The sequence below is a fragment of the Streptomyces sp. NPDC031049 genome, from assembly GCF_055571015.1.
Window position 1 is genome coordinate 1 of record NZ_JBVIGC010000022.1, and the last position, 16,447, is coordinate 16,447.

Here is a 16,447-nt window from a genome sequence, read left to right on the forward strand (position 1 = left end):
AGCCCCAGCCCCTCGATGCCATAGCGCTCGATCGACTCCACATCACCGAGCCGCTCGATGACCGCGCCCTGCACGTCCGCCTCGAAGGAGGGCGGGTTCTCCGCCAGGCAGACCCACACGTAGCCCAGCCATTCGCGCACGTGCACGTTGACCAGGCCGTACTCGGTGCGTCCGATGTCCGGCATCTTGGTGAGGTTGGGCGCGGCGACGAGCTTGCCGTTCAGGTCGTACGTCCAGGCGTGGTACGGGCACTGGAAGGCCCGCTTCACCTCGCCGGACTCCTCGGTGCACAGCTTGGCCCCCCGGTGCCGGCAGACGTTGAAGTAGGCACGGACGCTGTGGTCGCGGGCCCGGGTGACGAGGATGCTCTCGCGGCCCACGTCCACGGTGCGGAAGGAACCGGGGGTCGCCAGGTCGGCGGCGCGCACCGCGCAGAACCACATGGTCTCGAAGATGTGCTCCTGCTCCTGGGCGAAGACGCCCGGGTCGGTGTAGGAGGACCCGGGAAGGGTGGCGATCAGGCTGTCGGGCAGGCTGGTCGAGGTCACGGTGCACTCCTCGGAAGAACGTGTCAGGACACGGGCGATGTCAGGAGGCGGTGGCGGCGAGGTGCTTGCGCCAGCGCATGAAGAGTCTCGGCTGGTTCATCCCGAGCACGGCGACCGGGTCTCCGGCCCGCCGGTAGACGGCGAGGACGTCTCGGTCGTCCGCGGAGCCCGCCTCGATGGTCACGCTGTCGGCCGCCGACGCGTGACCGGCGAACTGGATCTTCACGCCGTACTGGTCGGACCAGAAGTACGGCGGCCGGGGCACACTCGGCTCCACCGCACCGCGTGCCAGCAGCGTGGCGACCGCGGCGTCGGGGCGCTCACGCGCGCCGGTCCAGTGCTCGACCCGGTGATGCCGGCCGGTGCGCGGGTCGTACCAGTTGGCGCAGTCGCCGACCGCGACCACGTCGGCCAGGCTGGTGCGGCCGTCGGCGCCGCACGTGACGCCGTCGTCGAGAGCCAGGCCGGAGCCTTCCAGCCACTCGACGTTCGGGCGGGCGCCCACGCCGACCACCACGATGTCGGCGGGGATGCTGCGCCCGTCCTCCAGCAGCACGGCGTCGACCCGGCTCTCTCCACTCAGCCCCTTGACGCCCACGCCGCACTCCAGTCGTACGCCGTGGTCGGCGTGAAGGGCGGAGACGATGGCGCCCATGGGCCGGCCGAGCGGGCCGGCGAGCGGGGTGGGCGCCGCCTCCACGACGGTCGCCTCGAGCCCGAGGGCGTAGGCGGTGGCGGCGACCTCGGCTCCGATGAAGCCGCCGCCGATCACCACCAGCCGTCCGCCGAGGGCCAGTTCGTCGCGCAGGGCCCGGGCGTCGTCCAGGGTGCGCAGGGTGTGCACGCCGGCCAGCCCCGCGGAGCCGGGCAGCGTCCGTGCCGCGGCGCCCGTCGCGATGACGACGCCGTCGGCCTGCACCTCCCGCCCGTCGCCGAGCCGTACGGCACGCCGTGCGTGGTCGAGTCCGGTGGCGCGGACGCCGAGCAGCCACTCCGCCCCCAGGTCCTCGTCGTCGGTCTCGAGGGCGAGGTCCTGCTCGCCGAGGGTGCCGGCGAGGAACTCCTTCGAGAGCGGGGGCCGGTCGTAGGGGCGGTGGAGTTCGTCGCCGACGACGATCAGCCGGCCGTCGTAGCCCTGCCCCCGAAGTGAGCGCGCCGCCGACAGTCCGGCCAACGACGCGCCGACGACGGCGACCGTCCTCACGCGGGACCTCCGGCGAGCCGGGCCGCGATGCAGGGCGGCAGGTTGGGCGCCTCGGTGGACAGGCGGACGTAGATCATGCCGTCCTCGACGACGACCTCGTGGGTCCGGACCGGGAGCTTGGCCGGCGGGGCGTCGACCGCTCCCGTACGAAGGTCGAACTTCGAGGCGTGCAGCGGGCATTCGACCTCGCGGCCCTCCAGCCAGCCGTCGGCGAGCGACGCGTCCTGGTGGGTGCAGGTGTCGTCGATGGCGAAGAGTTCGCCATCGTCGGTGTGGAACACCGAGACCGGCGGGTCGACGTCGAGCCGGTGGGCCTCACCTCGCGGGAGATCCACGAGACGGCACGCGGGAATCATCATGACACCTCGGTGCGTATAGCGAAACGGATTGCGGTAAGCGCAACATCAGTCTGGGGTTGCCCAGAACCCTTGTCAAGGCGTTCAAAGGCCGCTTCAGACCGCATTTTCGTTGCGCTCTCCACAACGCGAAGAGTCATCCAAAACAACAACGCCCGTCGTACCGGCTCACGATGATCGCGAGCCGGTACGACGGGCGCAGGGGCCCCTACGGGCGTCAGAAGCCTCGGTCGATCCACTCCCGAAGGTGTGGCGCCTCGGCGCCGATGGTCGTCGTGTCCCCGTGCCCGGTGTGCACGACGGTCTCCGCGGGCAGCGTCAGCAGCCGGTCGCGGATCGAGTCGATGATGGTCGGGAAGTGGCTGTACGACCGTCCGGTGGCCCCCGGCCCCCCGGCGAACAGCGTGTCGCCGCTGAAGAGCGCCGTGAGGGCCGGTGCGTAGAGGCAGACCGCCCCGGGGGCGTGGCCGGGCGTGTGCAGCACGGTCAGCTCGACACCGGCCACCGAGAGGCTCTGGCCGTCGGTCAGTTCGGCGTCCGGCGCCCGGTCGGGATGGGTCTGCTTCCACAGCGGCAGATCGTCCGGATGGAGGAGGACCGGGGCGCCCGTGCGCGCCGCGAGCTCGGGTGCGGCGTCGATGTGGTCGTTGTGGGCGTGCGTGCACACGATCGCCGTCAGGCGCCGGTCGCCGATCGCCCGGGCGATGGCGTCGGCGTCATGGGCGGCGTCGACGACGATCGCCTCGGTGTCGTCGCCGACGATCCACACGTTGTTGTCGACGTCCCAGGTCCCGCCGTCCAGCGAGAACGTCCCCGAGGTGACCAGGTGTTCGATGCGGGCGGCCGTCACAGGACCACCACCGAGCGCAGGACGTCACCGTGGTGCATCCGCTCGAAGGCCTTCTCGACCTCGTCCAGCGCGATGGTCTCCGTCACGAACGCGTCCAGGTCCAGCCGGCCCTGGAGGTAGAGGTCGATGAGCATCGGGAAGTCGCGGCTCGGCAGGCAGTCGCCGTACCACGAGGACTTCAGCGCCCCGCCGCGGCCGAAGACGTCCAGCAGGGGCAGTTCGAGCCGCATCTCCGGAGTGGGAACACCGACCAGGACCACGGTGCCGGCCAGGTCGCGGGCGTAGAAGGCCTGCTGGTACGTCTCCGGCCGCCCGACCGCGTCGATGACGACGTCGGCGCCGAAACCGCCGGTCAGCTCCCTGATCGCCGCGACCGCGTCGGACTCCTTGGAGTTGACCGTGTGGGTCGCGCCCAGCTTCGAGGCCGTCGCCAGTTTGCGGTCGTCGATGTCGACCGCGATGACCTTGGCGGCACCGGCCAGGTTCGCCCCGGCGATCGCCGCGGCGCCGACGCCGCCGCACCCGATGACGGCGACCGAGTCGCCCCGGCCGACGTTCCCGGTGTTGATGGCCGCGCCGATGCCCGCCATCACGCCGCATCCCAGCAGCCCGGCGGCGGGCGCCGATGCGGCGCGGTCGACCTTGGTGCACTGCCCGGCCGCGACGAGCGTCTTCTCCGCGAAGGCGCCGATGCCCAGCGCCGGCGACAGCTCGGTGCCGTCCAGCAGGGTCATCTTCTGCTCGGCGTTGTGGGTGGCGAAGCAGTACCACGCGTCCCCCCGCCGGCAGGCACGGCAGGTGCCGCACACCGCACGCCAGTTGAGGATCACGAAGTCGCCGGGTGCCACATCGGTGACCCCCTCCCCCACGGACTCCACGACGCCCGCGGCCTCGTGGCCCAGCAGGAAGGGGAAGTCGTCGTTGATGCCGCCCTCGCGGTAGTGCAGATCGGTGTGGCAGACGCCGCAGGCCTCGACCTTCACCAGCGCCTCACCCGGACCCGGGTCGGGCACGATGATCGTCTCCAGGCTGACGGGGGCGCCCTTGCCCCGCGCGACGACAGCACGGACCTGGTGCGTCATGGCCACTCCTCGGCTGGTCGAGATGTGAGTTTTCGTTTCTCATTACGGCACGCATCGCGTGTTCCGCAACACAGCATGATTGAGTGCGGACCGGGGGTCAAGGACACGGCATCCGCCGAGCGAGGCGACCGGGGCACCCGGCGCCGACGGCCGGCGCGGGAGGTCTTGACGGTGAGACGCAAGGCGTGTTCCCTGTTGCGCCAACAGCGAACTATTTCTCATAACGCAACAACAGTCGGTCCTGTGCCTTCGCAGCACACGGCAGTCCCACACCGACCGAGCCCGAGCCCGACGAACAGAAGGAAACAGAGCATGGCTGCTCCCCAGACGGTGAAACCGCCAGGTGACACCCCGGGTCGAAAGAAATCCCGGACCCGCTCCCCCTCGGCCTCGATCGCACCGCGTGTCTTCTGGCCGTCCGCGATCGTCATCGTCGCGTTCGTGCTCTACGCCACGGTCTTCAAGAACTCCGCACAGAGCGTCATCAGCACGGTGCAGGAGGAGATCGTCAGTGGCCTCGGCTGGTACTACACCGCGCTGGTGTCACTCTTTGTGATCTTTGCCCTCTGGGTCGGCATCGGCCGCTTCGGAGACATCAGGCTCGGCAAGGACGACGAGCAGCCCGAGTTCAGCATGGCGTCCTGGCTGGCGATGCTGTTCGCCGCGGGCATGGGCATCGGCCTCGTCTTCTGGGGCGTCGCCGAACCGCTGAACCACTTCGCCTCCCCCCGGCCGGGCGTCGGCGAGGCCGAGGCCACGCGGAGCGAGTTCGCCATGGTCCAGACGTTCCTGCACTGGGGAATCCATCCCTGGGCCGTCTACGTCGTGGTCGGTCTCGCCGTTGCCTACGCCGTGCACCGCAAGAGCCGTCCCATCTCGATCCGCTGGGCCCTGGAGCCGCTCTTCGGCGACCGGATCAAGGGCGCCTGGGGCGACGCCATCGACACCGTCGCCATCGTCGGCACCGTCTTCGGCGTGGCCACCTCGCTCGGCTTCGGCGTCCTTCAGATCTCGTCGGGGCTCGGCTTCCAGGGCTGGGTGACCGACCCCGGCACACCGCTGCGGATCGTCCTCATCGTCGGCATCACCCTGCTCGCCACCGTCTCCGTGGTCACGGGCGTCGGCAAGGGCATCAAGTGGCTGTCCAACATCAACATGGGCCTGGCCGGCGCCCTGATGCTGTTCGTGCTCGTCGCGGGCCCGACGCTGTTCATCCTCAACGGCTTCGTGGAGAACATCGGCGCGTATCTGCAGAACCTCCTCGCGATGAGCTTCGACACCGGCGCCAGCCAGGGCACCGACGGCACCGCTTGGGTCAGCGGCTGGACGGTCTTCTACTGGGGCTGGTGGATCTCCTGGGCCCCGTTCGTCGGCGTCTTCATCGCCCGTATCTCCCGCGGCCGGACCGTTCGTGAGTTCGTCACCGGCGTGCTGCTGGTGCCCACCCTGCTGACCTTCCTCTGGTTCGCCATCTTCGGCGGCTCGGCCATCCACCGCGAGACGGCCGGCAGCGGCGGACTGGTGGGCGAGGACGGCGCGGTCGGCACGGACAGCGCGCTCTTCCAGCTGCTCGACACCCTGCCGGGCGGCGCGTTCGTCGCCGGGGCGGCGCTCCTGCTGATCGTGCTGTTCTTCGTCACGTCCTCCGACTCGGGCAGCTACGTCGTCGACGTGCTGGCCTCCGGCGGCAACCCCGATCCGCCGGCCTGGAGCCGTGTGTTCTGGTGCGCCGCCGAGGGGGCCGTGGCCATCGCCCTGCTGATCGCCAGCGGCACGGGCACGTCGTCGCTGTCCGCACTTCAGACGGCGGCGATCATCACGGCCCTGCCGTTCAGCCTGGTGATGATCGGGATGTGCATCTCCACGGCGAAGTCCTTCCGCCGGGAACACCACGCCTGTCTGGTGGCCCAGCGGAAGAAGCAGGAGGAACGGCTCATCGGCCAGGCGGTCACGGCGTTCGAGGAGGGCCTGGAGAACGGCAGCTCGCCGAACGGGTCCGGCAAGAGCCCGGTGGACGCGAGCACCCCCTAGCCGGTCGACCGACTCGGTGGGCCTCCCGGAGCGGTGCTCCCGGAGGCTCACCGCCGAGAGGGGGAACGGTGCCGGGTCCCTCGTTCCCGAGAGGGCATGCGCATGTCCCGTTCCCCCGTTTCCGAAAGGGGAAGCGCGTGTCCGTTCCCCCGTTTCCGAAAGGGGAAGCGCGTGTCCGTTCCCCCGTTTCCGAAAGGGGAAGCGCGTGTCCGGTTCCCGCTCCGCCCGGCACGCAGCCGCCCACCCCGGCGTGCCTGCGGCGCGTGACCTCCCCCGCTCGCCCGCTTCGGCGAACTCCTCGCCACCGACCCGCGGGAGGTCACCCGCGACCCCGCGGCGCTGGACTCCGCCGGGTTCTGGGCGGTCGTCGCGGACTTCGAGGGGCGGCTGGTCTGCGCCCGTTTCGGCACCGTGCGGCGCGCCCGTCCCCGCCCCGCGACCCGGCGCCTGGCACGGCCCCGCCGCCGTGGACGCACTGACCGCGCTGCCGGCCCGCGGCAACCCGGCCCCGTACGCGGGTACGGTCCGGCTGCCGGCCCACGGCGTGGAGGTGGCCACCGCCTCCCCCGAGCTGTTCCTGCGTCGCACCGGCCGGGTCGTGGAATCCGGGCCGATCAAGGGAACCGGGCGGACGGCCGCGGATCTGCTGGAGAAGGACCGGGCCGAGAACGTGATGATCGTGGACCTGGTCCGCAACGACCTGAGCCGTACCTGCGCCGGCGGCTCGGTGACCGTCCCCGCGCTGTGCGCGGTCGAACGACACCCCGGCCTGGTGCACCTGGTCTCCACCGTGCGCGGGGAACTCGCCGAGGGCACGGGCTGGCCGGAGCTGCTCGCGGCGGCCTTCCCGCCCGGCTCCGTCACCGGCGCGCCCAAGTCCAGCGCGCTGCGGATCATCGAGTCGCTGGAAACCGTGCCCCGCGGCCCGTACCGCGGCGCCATCGGCTGGGTCGACGCCGACCGTGGCACCGGTGAACTGGCCGTCGGCATCCGCACCTTCTGGATCGACCGGACGACGGCCGGCCGCCCCGTCTGCGCTTCGGCACCGGCGCGGGCATCACCTGGGGCTCGGACCCCGAGCGCGAGTGGGACGAGACCGAGCTGAAGGCGTCCCGGCTGCTGACGGTGGCGTACGGCGCCGGCGCGGCCGGCCGGTGAACTCTTCACCGACGGTGGCGGCCCAGGGCGTTCGGGGGGACGACCACGGGAGCCCGGGGTGAGCGGCGTTCGCCTGCCGACCACCCCGGCCCCTGTCTTTCACCCCCCCCGCCGCTCTTTCACATCCCGGCCGCCGGCTCCAGCCGGACCACGATGGACTTGGACGTGGGGGTGTTGCTGGTCGCCGCCGTCGAGTCCAGCGGCACCAGGACGTTGGTCTCCGGGAAGTACGCCGCGCAGCAGCCCCGGGGGGTCGAGAAGGCGACGGTGCGAAAGCGCGGAGCCCTGCGCTCCACGCCGTCCTCGTACTCACCGACGATGTCGACGAGGTCGCCGTCGGCCAGACCGTGGACGGCGAGGTCGTCCCGGTGGACGAACAGCACCCGGCGTCCCTGGTGGATGCCTCGGTAGCGGTCGTCCAGGCCGTAGATGGTCGTGTTGTACTGGTCGTGCGAACGCAGCGTCTGGAGCAGCAGGCGGCCTTCCGGAATGCGCGGGAACTCCACCGGATTCACGGTGAAGTTGGCGCGGCCGGTGTCGGTCGTGAACCGGCGCTCGTCGCGCGGCGGATGGGGCAGGGCGAATCCGCCCGGCTGCCGCACCCGGGCGTTGAAGTCCTCGAAACCGGGGATCACGCGCTCGATGCGGTCACGGATCCGGTCGTAGTCCGCCTCGAACTCCTCCCATGGCGCCTGCGGACCGGCTTCCCCGAGGACGGCGCGTGCCATCCGGCAGATGATGGCGACCTCGCTCAGCAGGTGCTCGGACGCGGGCGCCAGCCGCCCCCGCGAGAGGTGCACCATGCCCATGGAGTCCTCCACCGTGACGAGCTGGGGCCCGCTCGGCCGCAGGTCGGCCTCGGTCCGGCCGAGGCACGGAAGGATGAGGGCCTGCTCGCCGGCGACGACATGCGAGCGGTTCAGCTTGGTGGAGATCTGGACGGTGAGACGGCACCTGGCCAGGGCCTGCCCGGTGAGGTCGGTGTCGGGGGCCGCCGCGACGAAGTTGCCGCCGAGGGCGACGAACACCTTCACGTCCCCGTCGCGCATGGCGCGGATGGTGTCGACCGCGTCGTGGCCGTGGCGGCGCGGGGGTGTGAAGGCGAACTCGGTGCCGAGCCGCTCCAGGAAGGCCTCGTCCGGCTTCTCGTAGATGCCCATGGTCCGGTCGCCCTGCACGTTGGAGTGGCCACGCACCGGGCACAGGCCGGCGCCCGGACGGCCGATGTTGCCGCGCAGCAGCAGGAAGTTGACGACGTCCCGGATGGTGGCCACGGAGTGCTTGTGCTGGGTGAGCCCCATCGCCCAGCAGACGACGATCTTCCGGGCGCCCAGCACCTGGTCGAAGGCGGTCCGGATCTCCTCCTCGGGCAGACCGGTGGCCTGGAGGATCTCGTCCCACGACACCTTGCGGGCGTGCTCGGCGAACTCCTCGAAGCCATGGGTGTGCCGCTCGATGAAGGCGGTGTCCAGGCAGCTGCCGGGCGCCTCGTCCTCGGCCTCCAGCAGCATGCGGTTGAAGGCCTGGAAGAGGGCCTGGTCGCCGCCCAGCCTGATCTGGAGGAACTGGTCCGCCAGCTTGGTGCCGTCCCCGATGACGCCCGAGGGCTTCTGGGGGTTCTTGAACCGGAGCAGCCCGGCCTCGGGCAGGGGGTTGACCGCGATCACGCGAGCGCCCCGCCGCTTGGCCTCCTCCAGTGCGGAGAGCATCCGGGGGTGGTTGGTGCCGGGGTTCTGGCCGACCACGAGAAGGAGGTCGGCCTCGTAGAGGTCCTCCAGGCTGACGCTGCCCTTCCCGATGCCGATGGTCTCCACCAGGGCCGAACCGCTGGACTCGTGACACATGTTGGAGCAGTCCGGCAGGTTGTTGGTGCCCAGGCCCCGGACGAAGAGCTGATAGAGGAACGCCGCCTCGTTGCTCGCCCGCCCGGAGGTGTAGAAGGCGGCCTGACCGGGGTGGTCGAGAGCGGTGAGCTCCCGGGCGATCACGGCGAACGCGTCGTCCCAGGAGATCGGCCGGTAGCGGTCGGCGCCCGCCGGGCGGTACATCGGATGGGTGAGGCGTCCTTGCTGACCGAGCCAGTAGTCGCTGCGCGGCAGCAGGTCCTTCAGGGTGTGCTCGGCGAAGAAGTCCGGTGTGACCCGGCGTACGGTGGCCTCCTCCGCCACGGCCTTGGCCCCGTTCTCGCAGAACTCCGCCTTGTGCCGGTCCTCCGGTTCCGGCCAGGCGCAGCCGGGACAGTCGAAGCCCTCCTTCTGATTGACGCGCAGAAGGGTGAGCAGACTGCGGCGGGCTCCCATCTGCGCCCCGGCATGCCGCAGCGAGGAAGTGACGGCGGGGATGCCGGCGGCGTACTCCTTCGGAGGACCGACCCGCAGGCGGGCGTCGCCGGGGTCCTCGGCTGGTGGCTTGCGAGTCATCGGTAGCGCTACTCCGCTGTGTAGGGGAATCCGAGCCATACTATGACCGACAGTTGCGCATCACACAACGGTATCGCGCTGCGCAACATGTAGAGGGAAGCTCCACAGCAGCCTCCTGTCAAGACCGCGCCACCCCCTACTGCGTATCACCCCGCATCGGCTCCCTGGTACGACGCCCGCTCCGGCGCCGACCCCGCACTCTCCATCCGTCAGCACGAGGAGATCGCGAGAGGGCGGAAGATGAGGTTCCACGGCCACAAGAGGGCAGGGCGGACCGCCGGGAGACGGCCGGCGGCGGGCCGGACGCCCCCGGCGTGGCGGCCGGCCCTGCGACCGACCCTGTCACCGGTGCTTCCGGATGCGCCGTCGAGCTGCGCGGTGTGCGGCGGCGGTACGGCCGCGGCAGCGGCGCCGTGCATGCTCTGGCGGGCGTCGACCTCGCCCTTCCGCGCGGGACGTTCACCGCGGTCATGGGGCCCTCCGGCTCCGGGAAGTCCACGTTCCTCCAGTGCGCCGCCGGGGTACTGCGGATGCTGGGCCGGGAGAGCCTTGATGGTGTCGCTCTCCGGGGTGCTGCTCGGCACGGCGATCGAGGTGGCCACGCTGATTCCGATGATGCGGGGTACGACCGGCGAGGCGCCGTACGCACCCCCGCTGGTGTACGGGTCCTTCGCGGCGGCCGCCTGCGGGCTGACGCTGCTCGCTTCTCGTGCTGCCGGCACGGGGAGCACTTCGCCGCTGGCCGTAGCGCACCGGTGCGGCTCGAGCGCCTCGCAGTCCTCCCGGGCGGCGACGGCAGCCCGCCCTTCCTCGGGGGCCCTGTCAGGGCCGGTGGACCACGGCGGCGGTGAAACGTGCCGCGAGTGCCACGACCGCGGCACGCAGCTCTTCCCCGCCTTCGACGCGGAAGGCGAACGGCAGCCTCGCCAGCCATTCCTGCGCGTACATGGCCGGGTTGCGGGTGCTGCCGACCAGCAGGCAGCCGTCCCCCGAAGGTTCGAGCCGTCCCATGGGCGGCCGGACCCAGGGGGCCACCTCGGTGAGGGGGAGATCGAACACCACCCGGGTGGAGAACTCCCATCCGAGGCCCAGGTTCTCCTCCAGGACCGACACCGGATCGAGGCCTTCGGGTGGCTCGAACCCGTGTCCGGTCTGCCGGACCGCGCGGACCCGGTCGACCCGGTAGGTGCGGATCGCGTCCGCGCGATGGGAGTGGCACAGCAGGTACCAGCGCCCGTAGCGGACGACGAGGGACCAGGGGTCCACGGCCGCCTCCCACTCGTCGCCGGCCTCGCCGCGGTACGTCACCGACACGCGACGCCGGGCCGCGACGGCGCCGATGAGCTCGCTGGTGACGGCCGGGTCGGGGCGGGCCGAGTACGGGTCCGGCGCGGCGGACGCGTACTCCCGCAGCAGCGCCGCATGACGGCCGACGCTCTCCGGCAAAGCCTTGACGACCTTGCCCAGGGCGGTGCCGACCGGGTCGTCGGCGTCGGCCGCGCTCGGCTGGCCGCTGAGTACGGCCATCACCAGGCCGAGGGCCTCGTCCTGCGTGAAATGCACCGGGGGCAGCCTCGTCCCGCGCCCCAGCCGGTAACCGCCGTGCGGGCCCCGGGCCGACTCCACGGGGATGCCCGCCTCTCGGAGGATCCCGACGTACCGGCGCGCGGCTCGCTCCGTGACGCCCAGCCGCGCGGCGAGTTCACCGGCGGTCGTACCGGGACGGGCCTGGAGGATCTCCAGGGCGCGCAGTGCCCGCGCGGTGGGGCTGAGATCGTTCGGCATGCGAGCAGGCTAATCCGGCAGTGGATCGTCCGGATCTCCTTCTACGGTGACGCCCGTGAAGCAGAGGAAAGGGGAATCGGTCATGAACATCCTGCTCATCGGCGGCCTGTGGCTGGACGCGTCCGTGTGGGGCCGGGTCGCCTCGGCGCTGGAGGCGCTCGGCCATCGCCCTGTGCCGCTCGCCCTCCCGGGCCAGGGGGACGGCTCCGCGTCCGCCACACTCGACGACCAACTGGAGGCAGTGCTCGCGGCTGTCGACGCGGCGCCCGGCAAGGTCATGGTGGTGGGGCACTCCGCCGCCTGCTCGCTGGCCTGGCTGGCCGCAGACCGGCGGCCGGAGCGGCTGGCCAAGGTCGCCCTCGTCGGCGGTTTCCCGACCCCCCACGGTCAGCCCTACGCCGACTTCTTCGAGATCAGGGACGGTGTCATGCCCTTCCCGGGCTGGAGCCCGTTCGAAGGGCCGGACGCCGCCGACCTCGACGACCGGGCCCGGCGAGAGTTCGCGGCTGCCGCGATCCCCGTGCCCCAGGGCGTGGCCAGGGGCCTGGTGCGGCTGGCGGACGAGCGGCGGTTCGACGTCCCGGTCGTGGTCGTGTGCCCGGAGTTCACGCCCGCGCAGGCGCGGGAGTGGATCGGCGCCGGGGACGTCCCGGAACTCGCCCGGGCCGGGCACATCGACTTCGCCGACCTCGACTCCGGCCATTGGCCCATGGTCAGCAAGCCTGCCGAGCTGGCTCGGATCCTGGCTGCGGCCGCCAACTGACCTGCGGGCGACGAACGGTGCCGGAACGGCCGTCCGTCGTCCGGCACGCACGACGCTCAGCTGGGGAAGGGGACCGCGTCGGAGGCCGACGTGTGCCAGTTGGTGACGATCGGCCGGTCGACGGTGATCGTGCCGACCTCCAGGCTGACCGGGTCGGGGTCCTCGTTGCCGACGGAGACGATGATGCTGGTCAGCTCCTTGCCGGCGTTGCCGTCGGTCGTCTTGGGGTTCACGCCCGCGTAGGCGGTGACACCGGACTTCAGCGTGATGGCCGGGCCCGTCGACTGCTCGGCGGGCCCGGCCTGCGTACCGTCCGAACCGAAGGAGACGGTGGGCAGAGCAGCGGGCAGCACACAGGTGATGCCGGTCTTGGGCGTTGCGGCGATGAGGAGGTAACCGCCCGCCTGGGTCTGGGACGTGGCACGCCAGTCGATGTCGTTGGCACCGCAGACCTGTCCGTAGCCGCTCTTGCCGCCGTCCGCACCATCGGTCCTGGCACCACCGGCCGCGGAGCCGCCCTTCCCGGTCTCCGGGCCGGAACCGGTGGCGGGCGTCTCTTTCACGGATACGGACGGCGATCCGGAAGCGGAAGACGCGGACGCGGAGGACGCAGGCTTTGCGTCGTCCGAGGCCGTGCCGGTCTGGCAAGCGGTCGTCAGCCCCGTAGCGACGGCGGTGGCGGCGGCCAGAGCGAGGCGCGAGCGACGGTTCATCATCGTGGTCCCTTCGAAGGTCGACGGCGAAGCCGGGCCGGTCGGCCACGACCAACCTGGATGAGGGCCGTTCCTTGGTGCGGGTTCTGCTCGGTCACACACCCATGACGTCCGTCGATCCCCTGTGACAGTTCTGACAGACCCACCCCTGTGACAGTTCTGACAGACCCACCACCAGGCGTCGCCGGTGAGCGCGCCCGGCTCCTGCGCCCGTGCGTCGGTTCCGCCCCCGCCATGTCGCGCCGCCGACTCGCCGAAGCACGTCGTCGACCTGCGGAAACCTTCAGCGGACTGCGACGTGAAATCGCGGAGGGCGGGCATGAGGAAATTCCGCGACCAGGAGGATGCCATGACCATGATGGACCAGTCGGCCACGCACACGCCGCAGCCGGACTGCCCCCCCCCCGTGCGGCGAGGCGGTGCACCTGCGAGGTGATGAGCCGCAGGAGTCCGCACGAGAACGCGTCAACCGCAGGTGGAACGAGATCCTGCAAGAGACACGCGTGGCACAGACCGGGGTCCAGATCCTCTTCGGCTTCCTGCTCAGCGTCGCTTTCACGCCCTACTTCCACAAGCTGGAGACCTTCGACCACGTCGTCTACGTGATCACCGTGATACTCGGGGCCTCCGGCACCGGAGCTCTGATCGCGCCGGTGTCCATCCACCGGTTTCTCTCCGGTCAGCGCATGAAGGACCACATCGTCGATGTCGCAGGCCGGCTGATGGTGTGCGGCATGGTGCTGCTCGCCCTGACGATCGGCGGCACCCTGCTCCTGCTGCTGCACGTCGTCGTACCCGGCCTCCTCGCCGAGTTGCTGGTCGGCGGGGTCATGCTGTGGTTCGGCCTGTGCTGGTACGCACTGCCCGTCTGGCTCCGGCGGCGCTCGGCCCGCCGGGACGGGGCATAGGACCGCCCTCACGGCTCGACACCGAGGCGTTCACCGGCCGGGACCGGACGCGGCATCACACCTTAGGGGCCCGGGTCGCGGCCGGCGGCCCGGCCGGGCCCGCACCTACAGGAAGCGGCGGACGGGCTGGACCGCGACCTCGCGAGCCCACCGCAACACCGAGCGCCTCTTCCAACGGCCGGCCCGTATCAGCCGGCTCGCCGCGACATCGGCGTCGAAATGGGCGTCGAGAGTGGCGGTGAACTCCTCGTCCAGCACGGCGAGCATGACCTCCTCGTCATGGTCGAGGGAGCGACGGTTGACGTTGGTCGACCCCACGAGGGCCGCCGTGCGGTCCACGGTGACGACCTTGGCGTGCATCATCGTCGGCTGGTACTGGTGGATTCTCACGCCGCAGGCCAGCAGTTCCTCGTAGTGGTGCTGACCGGCCAGCTGGCACACCCGCTTGTCGGTGTGCGGCCCGGGCAGCAGGATCTCCACCGTCACGCCGCGCCGTGCCGCAGCACACAGCAGTTCGACGAAGAAGGCGTCGGGTGCGAAGTAGGCGGTGGCCAGCCGGAAGCGCTCCTCCGCGGATTCGATCATCACCCTGAGCAGGGTCTGCATGTCCTGCCAGCCGAAGCCGGCCGAGCCGCGCACCACCTGCGCCACCGCATCGCCGTGCGGGCGGTGGCCGGTGAACCGGTCCCGCTCGTCGAAGAGTTCGTCACGGCACTCGGCCCAGTTCTGCGCGAACGCCGCCGCGATGCCGTCGACGGCAGGCCCGCGCACCTGCACGTGCGTGTCACGCCATTCCTGCGGGTTGCGGGCGTCGCCGCAACCCGCACGGTTTCCTGCCGCGCGCTGCCGGCGCCGTGTCATTCCATCGGCGTACCGACGCGGAGCCGGTTGCCGTCGGGGTCGCGCAGCTCGATCTCGCGCGCCCAGGGAACGTCCTGCACCTGCACCCCGAACTCGGAGGCGATGGCCTCGACGTCACGGACGCGGAGGTAGACCAACGTGTCGGGGCGGGCGTCTCCCTCGTGCTCCGACAGGAACAACCGCACCTCGCCCCGAGCGACCTCGACGAACGCGGGAAGTCCCGGTTCGAAGCGGTGTTCCCACTGCTTGGCGAAGCCCAGTCGCTCGTACCAGGCGATCGACGCCGCAGCGTCCTCGACGCGGAGAATGGGAATGGCTTCCTCGTCCATGGCGCCATCGTCGCAGACCGCCCGGGACGGACGTCGCCCGATGCGGTACTGAACGGTGTGACCGGGGTGGTCGTCGCGGCTGCCGCCGGGCGATCGCGGCCGGCATGACGGTCACCCGGTGCAGCGGGCGCGCAGTCGGCACCGGCGCTCGGCTGGTACGGGCGCTCAGTCGGTGCGGGACCGCAGAATCCCCTCGACGCCCCGCAGGAAGGTCTCGCAGACCAGCTCCGGGTCGAAGAGGCAGCCGGCGGCCATGGCCCCGTCGCGGAGCATCACCAGGTGGCGGCCGTCCTCCTCGGCGGGCGCCTCACCGACCTCGGCCAGCAGCTCCGTGACGGTCTCGAGGAACCACTGACGGTGTGCCAGCACGGCCCGGTGGACCGGGTGGGCGGGATCGGGGTATTCGGCCACCGCGTTGAGGAAGGCGCACCCGCGGAATCCCGGGGACCGGATGCCCTCGGCGATGGACCGGCTGACGGCGCGGACCCGGTCGGGGGCCGATTCCTCGCTCGCCCGAGCGGCTTCGACCTGGGCCCGGATTCCCCGGTCCGCCTGGTCCAGGTAGGCGAGGACGAGCTCTTCCTTGCCGGTGAAGTGCCGGTACAGCGTGGCGCGGGTGACCTGCGCCTCCGCGATGATCCGGTCGACGCCGACCGAGTGGATCCCCTCCGCGTAGAAGATCTTGGTCGCCGTGCCCAGCAGTCTGGCCCGCGCTTCGGAGGTCTTGCCCTCTCGTGTGCCTCGCCCCATGCGATCAGCGTAGCAAAGCCGTGAGGGAGAACGTTCGGTCTTGACAACGGCCGCCGTTCACCGTTGGATCCACACAGCGAGACCGAACGTTCTCCCTCACTGAGAGGCACTCACGTGGACACCCTCATCGACACCACCCGCACCGCCGCTCCCCTGACCCTGCGCAAGCTGTACTTCGCCCGTTCCGCCTTCGCCGCCGCGTGGGCGGCCCTGCTGTTCGCGACCCCCGGCACACTGGGACCGCTGAGCGTGACGCTGCTGGTGGTCTACCCCCTGTTCGACGTGGCGTGTGCCGTCGTCGACGTCCGCTCGACCCGGGCCGGCGGCGGCCCGGTCCGGGGTCTGTACGCGAACATCGCGCTCAGCACCCTCACCGCCGTCGGCCTGGCGGTCGCCGCCGCCTCCGGCATCCCGGCCGTCCTGCGCGTCTGGGGTGCCTGGGCCGTCACGGCGGGCCTCGCCCAGCTCGTCGTCGGCGCCGCGCGGCTTCGGCTGGGCGGCCAGTGGGCGATGATCGCCAGCGGCGCCCTCTCGACCGTCGCCGGCGCGTCGTTCTTCGTCCAGGCGGGCAAGGACGACGCGTCCCTGGCCGGTCTCGCCGGCTACGCCTTCCTCGGCGGTGTCTTCTTCCTCGCCTCCGCCCTCCGGCTCGGGCGCGCCGACGAGCAGGTGTGATCCGACCTCTGCCT

General features: G+C 71.2%; 14 protein-coding genes and 3 pseudogenes. 6 read left to right on the forward strand and 11 right to left on the reverse strand.

The features are described 5' to 3' along the window. The 5 genes from ACZ45Q_RS29315 to ACZ45Q_RS29335 all read right to left on the reverse strand — a co-directional run. A partial coding sequence (locus tag ACZ45Q_RS29315; protein ID WP_468266798.1) for an aromatic ring-hydroxylating oxygenase subunit alpha occupies positions 1-548 on the reverse strand: 548 nt, incomplete at its 3' end. Between the two features lie 40 nt (positions 549-588). Continuing rightward, complete coding sequence (locus ACZ45Q_RS29320; RefSeq protein ID WP_468266800.1) at positions 589-1,752, reverse strand: NAD(P)/FAD-dependent oxidoreductase; 1,164 nt, start codon at positions 1,750-1,752, stop codon at positions 589-591. Further along, a complete protein-coding gene (locus ACZ45Q_RS29325) occupies positions 1,749-2,111 on the reverse strand; it encodes a bifunctional 3-phenylpropionate/cinnamic acid dioxygenase ferredoxin subunit (RefSeq protein WP_468266802.1) in 363 nt (120 codons plus the stop codon). The genes ACZ45Q_RS29320 and ACZ45Q_RS29325 overlap by 4 nt, the downstream gene beginning before the upstream one ends. A gap of 214 nt (positions 2,112-2,325) precedes the next feature. After that, on the reverse strand, positions 2,326-2,958 hold the full coding sequence (locus ACZ45Q_RS29330) for an MBL fold metallo-hydrolase (RefSeq protein WP_468266804.1): 633 nt from the start codon (positions 2,956-2,958) through the stop codon (positions 2,326-2,328). Continuing rightward, positions 2,955-4,040: an S-(hydroxymethyl)mycothiol dehydrogenase gene (locus tag ACZ45Q_RS29335; RefSeq protein ID WP_468266806.1), complete on the reverse strand. Its 1,086-nt coding sequence runs from the start codon at positions 4,038-4,040 to the stop codon at positions 2,955-2,957. The genes ACZ45Q_RS29330 and ACZ45Q_RS29335 overlap by 4 nt, the downstream gene beginning before the upstream one ends. A gap of 312 nt (positions 4,041-4,352) precedes the next feature. Here ACZ45Q_RS29335 and ACZ45Q_RS29340 point away from each other — a divergent pair, with 312 nt between their 5' ends. Then, positions 4,353-6,071, forward strand: a complete 1,719-nt coding sequence (locus ACZ45Q_RS29340) for a BCCT family transporter (protein WP_468266807.1) — start codon at positions 4,353-4,355, stop codon at positions 6,069-6,071. 270 nt (positions 6,072-6,341) lie between these two features. Beyond that, positions 6,342-7,229 (forward strand): annotated as a pseudogene (locus tag ACZ45Q_RS29345) (chorismate-binding protein); the annotation flags it as partial. A 119-nt stretch (positions 7,230-7,348) separates the two neighbouring features. On the opposite strand, the gene ACZ45Q_RS29350 reads toward ACZ45Q_RS29345, so the two are convergent. Next, the gene (locus ACZ45Q_RS29350; RefSeq protein ID WP_468266809.1) at positions 7,349-9,649 is read right to left on the reverse strand and encodes an FdhF/YdeP family oxidoreductase; all 2,301 of its coding nucleotides are present in this window, start codon (positions 9,647-9,649) and stop codon (positions 7,349-7,351) included. Between the two features lie 314 nt (positions 9,650-9,963). On the opposite strand from ACZ45Q_RS29350, the pseudogene ACZ45Q_RS29355 reads away from it, so the two are divergent. Then, a pseudogene (locus tag ACZ45Q_RS29355) lies at positions 9,964-10,221 on the forward strand (ATP-binding cassette domain-containing protein); the annotation flags it as partial. Between the two features lie 250 nt (positions 10,222-10,471). Here the strand turns inward: ACZ45Q_RS29355 and ACZ45Q_RS29360 are convergent. Further along, positions 10,472-11,434 carry a helix-turn-helix transcriptional regulator gene (locus tag ACZ45Q_RS29360; RefSeq protein WP_468266811.1) on the reverse strand — a complete coding sequence of 321 codons (963 nt, stop codon included), beginning with the start codon at positions 11,432-11,434 and terminating at the stop codon, positions 10,472-10,474. A gap of 82 nt (positions 11,435-11,516) precedes the next feature. Between ACZ45Q_RS29360 and ACZ45Q_RS29365 the strand changes: the two genes are divergently transcribed. Further along, the gene (locus ACZ45Q_RS29365) at positions 11,517-12,197 is read left to right on the forward strand and encodes an alpha/beta fold hydrolase (protein ID WP_468266999.1); all 681 of its coding nucleotides are present in this window, start codon (positions 11,517-11,519) and stop codon (positions 12,195-12,197) included. Between the two features lie 56 nt (positions 12,198-12,253). On the opposite strand, the gene ACZ45Q_RS29370 is transcribed toward ACZ45Q_RS29365, so the two are convergent. Further along, a complete protein-coding gene (locus ACZ45Q_RS29370; protein ID WP_468266813.1) occupies positions 12,254-12,760 on the reverse strand; it encodes a DUF4232 domain-containing protein in 507 nt (168 codons plus the stop codon). Positions 12,761-13,329: 569 nt separating this feature from the next. On the opposite strand from ACZ45Q_RS29370, the gene ACZ45Q_RS29375 reads away from it, so the two are divergent. After that, positions 13,330-13,818: a DUF6328 family protein gene (locus ACZ45Q_RS29375; protein WP_468266815.1), complete on the forward strand. Its 489-nt coding sequence runs from the start codon at positions 13,330-13,332 to the stop codon at positions 13,816-13,818. A gap of 105 nt (positions 13,819-13,923) precedes the next feature. On the opposite strand, the pseudogene ACZ45Q_RS29380 reads toward ACZ45Q_RS29375, so the two are convergent. From ACZ45Q_RS29380 to ACZ45Q_RS29390, 3 genes and pseudogenes are all read right to left on the reverse strand, one after another. Beyond that, positions 13,924-14,637 (reverse strand): annotated as a pseudogene (locus ACZ45Q_RS29380) (phospholipase D-like domain-containing protein); the annotation flags it as partial. A 38-nt stretch (positions 14,638-14,675) separates the two neighbouring features. Beyond that, positions 14,676-15,008, reverse strand: a complete 333-nt coding sequence (locus ACZ45Q_RS29385) for a glyoxalase superfamily protein (RefSeq protein ID WP_468266817.1) — start codon at positions 15,006-15,008, stop codon at positions 14,676-14,678. A 165-nt stretch (positions 15,009-15,173) separates the two neighbouring features. Further along, positions 15,174-15,758, reverse strand: a complete 585-nt coding sequence (locus ACZ45Q_RS29390; protein ID WP_468266819.1) for a TetR/AcrR family transcriptional regulator — start codon at positions 15,756-15,758, stop codon at positions 15,174-15,176. Positions 15,759-15,872: 114 nt separating this feature from the next. Here ACZ45Q_RS29390 and ACZ45Q_RS29395 point away from each other — a divergent pair, with 114 nt between their 5' ends. Then, positions 15,873-16,433, forward strand: a complete 561-nt coding sequence (locus ACZ45Q_RS29395; protein WP_468266821.1) for a hypothetical protein — start codon at positions 15,873-15,875, stop codon at positions 16,431-16,433. Positions 16,434-16,447 lie beyond the last annotated feature (14 nt).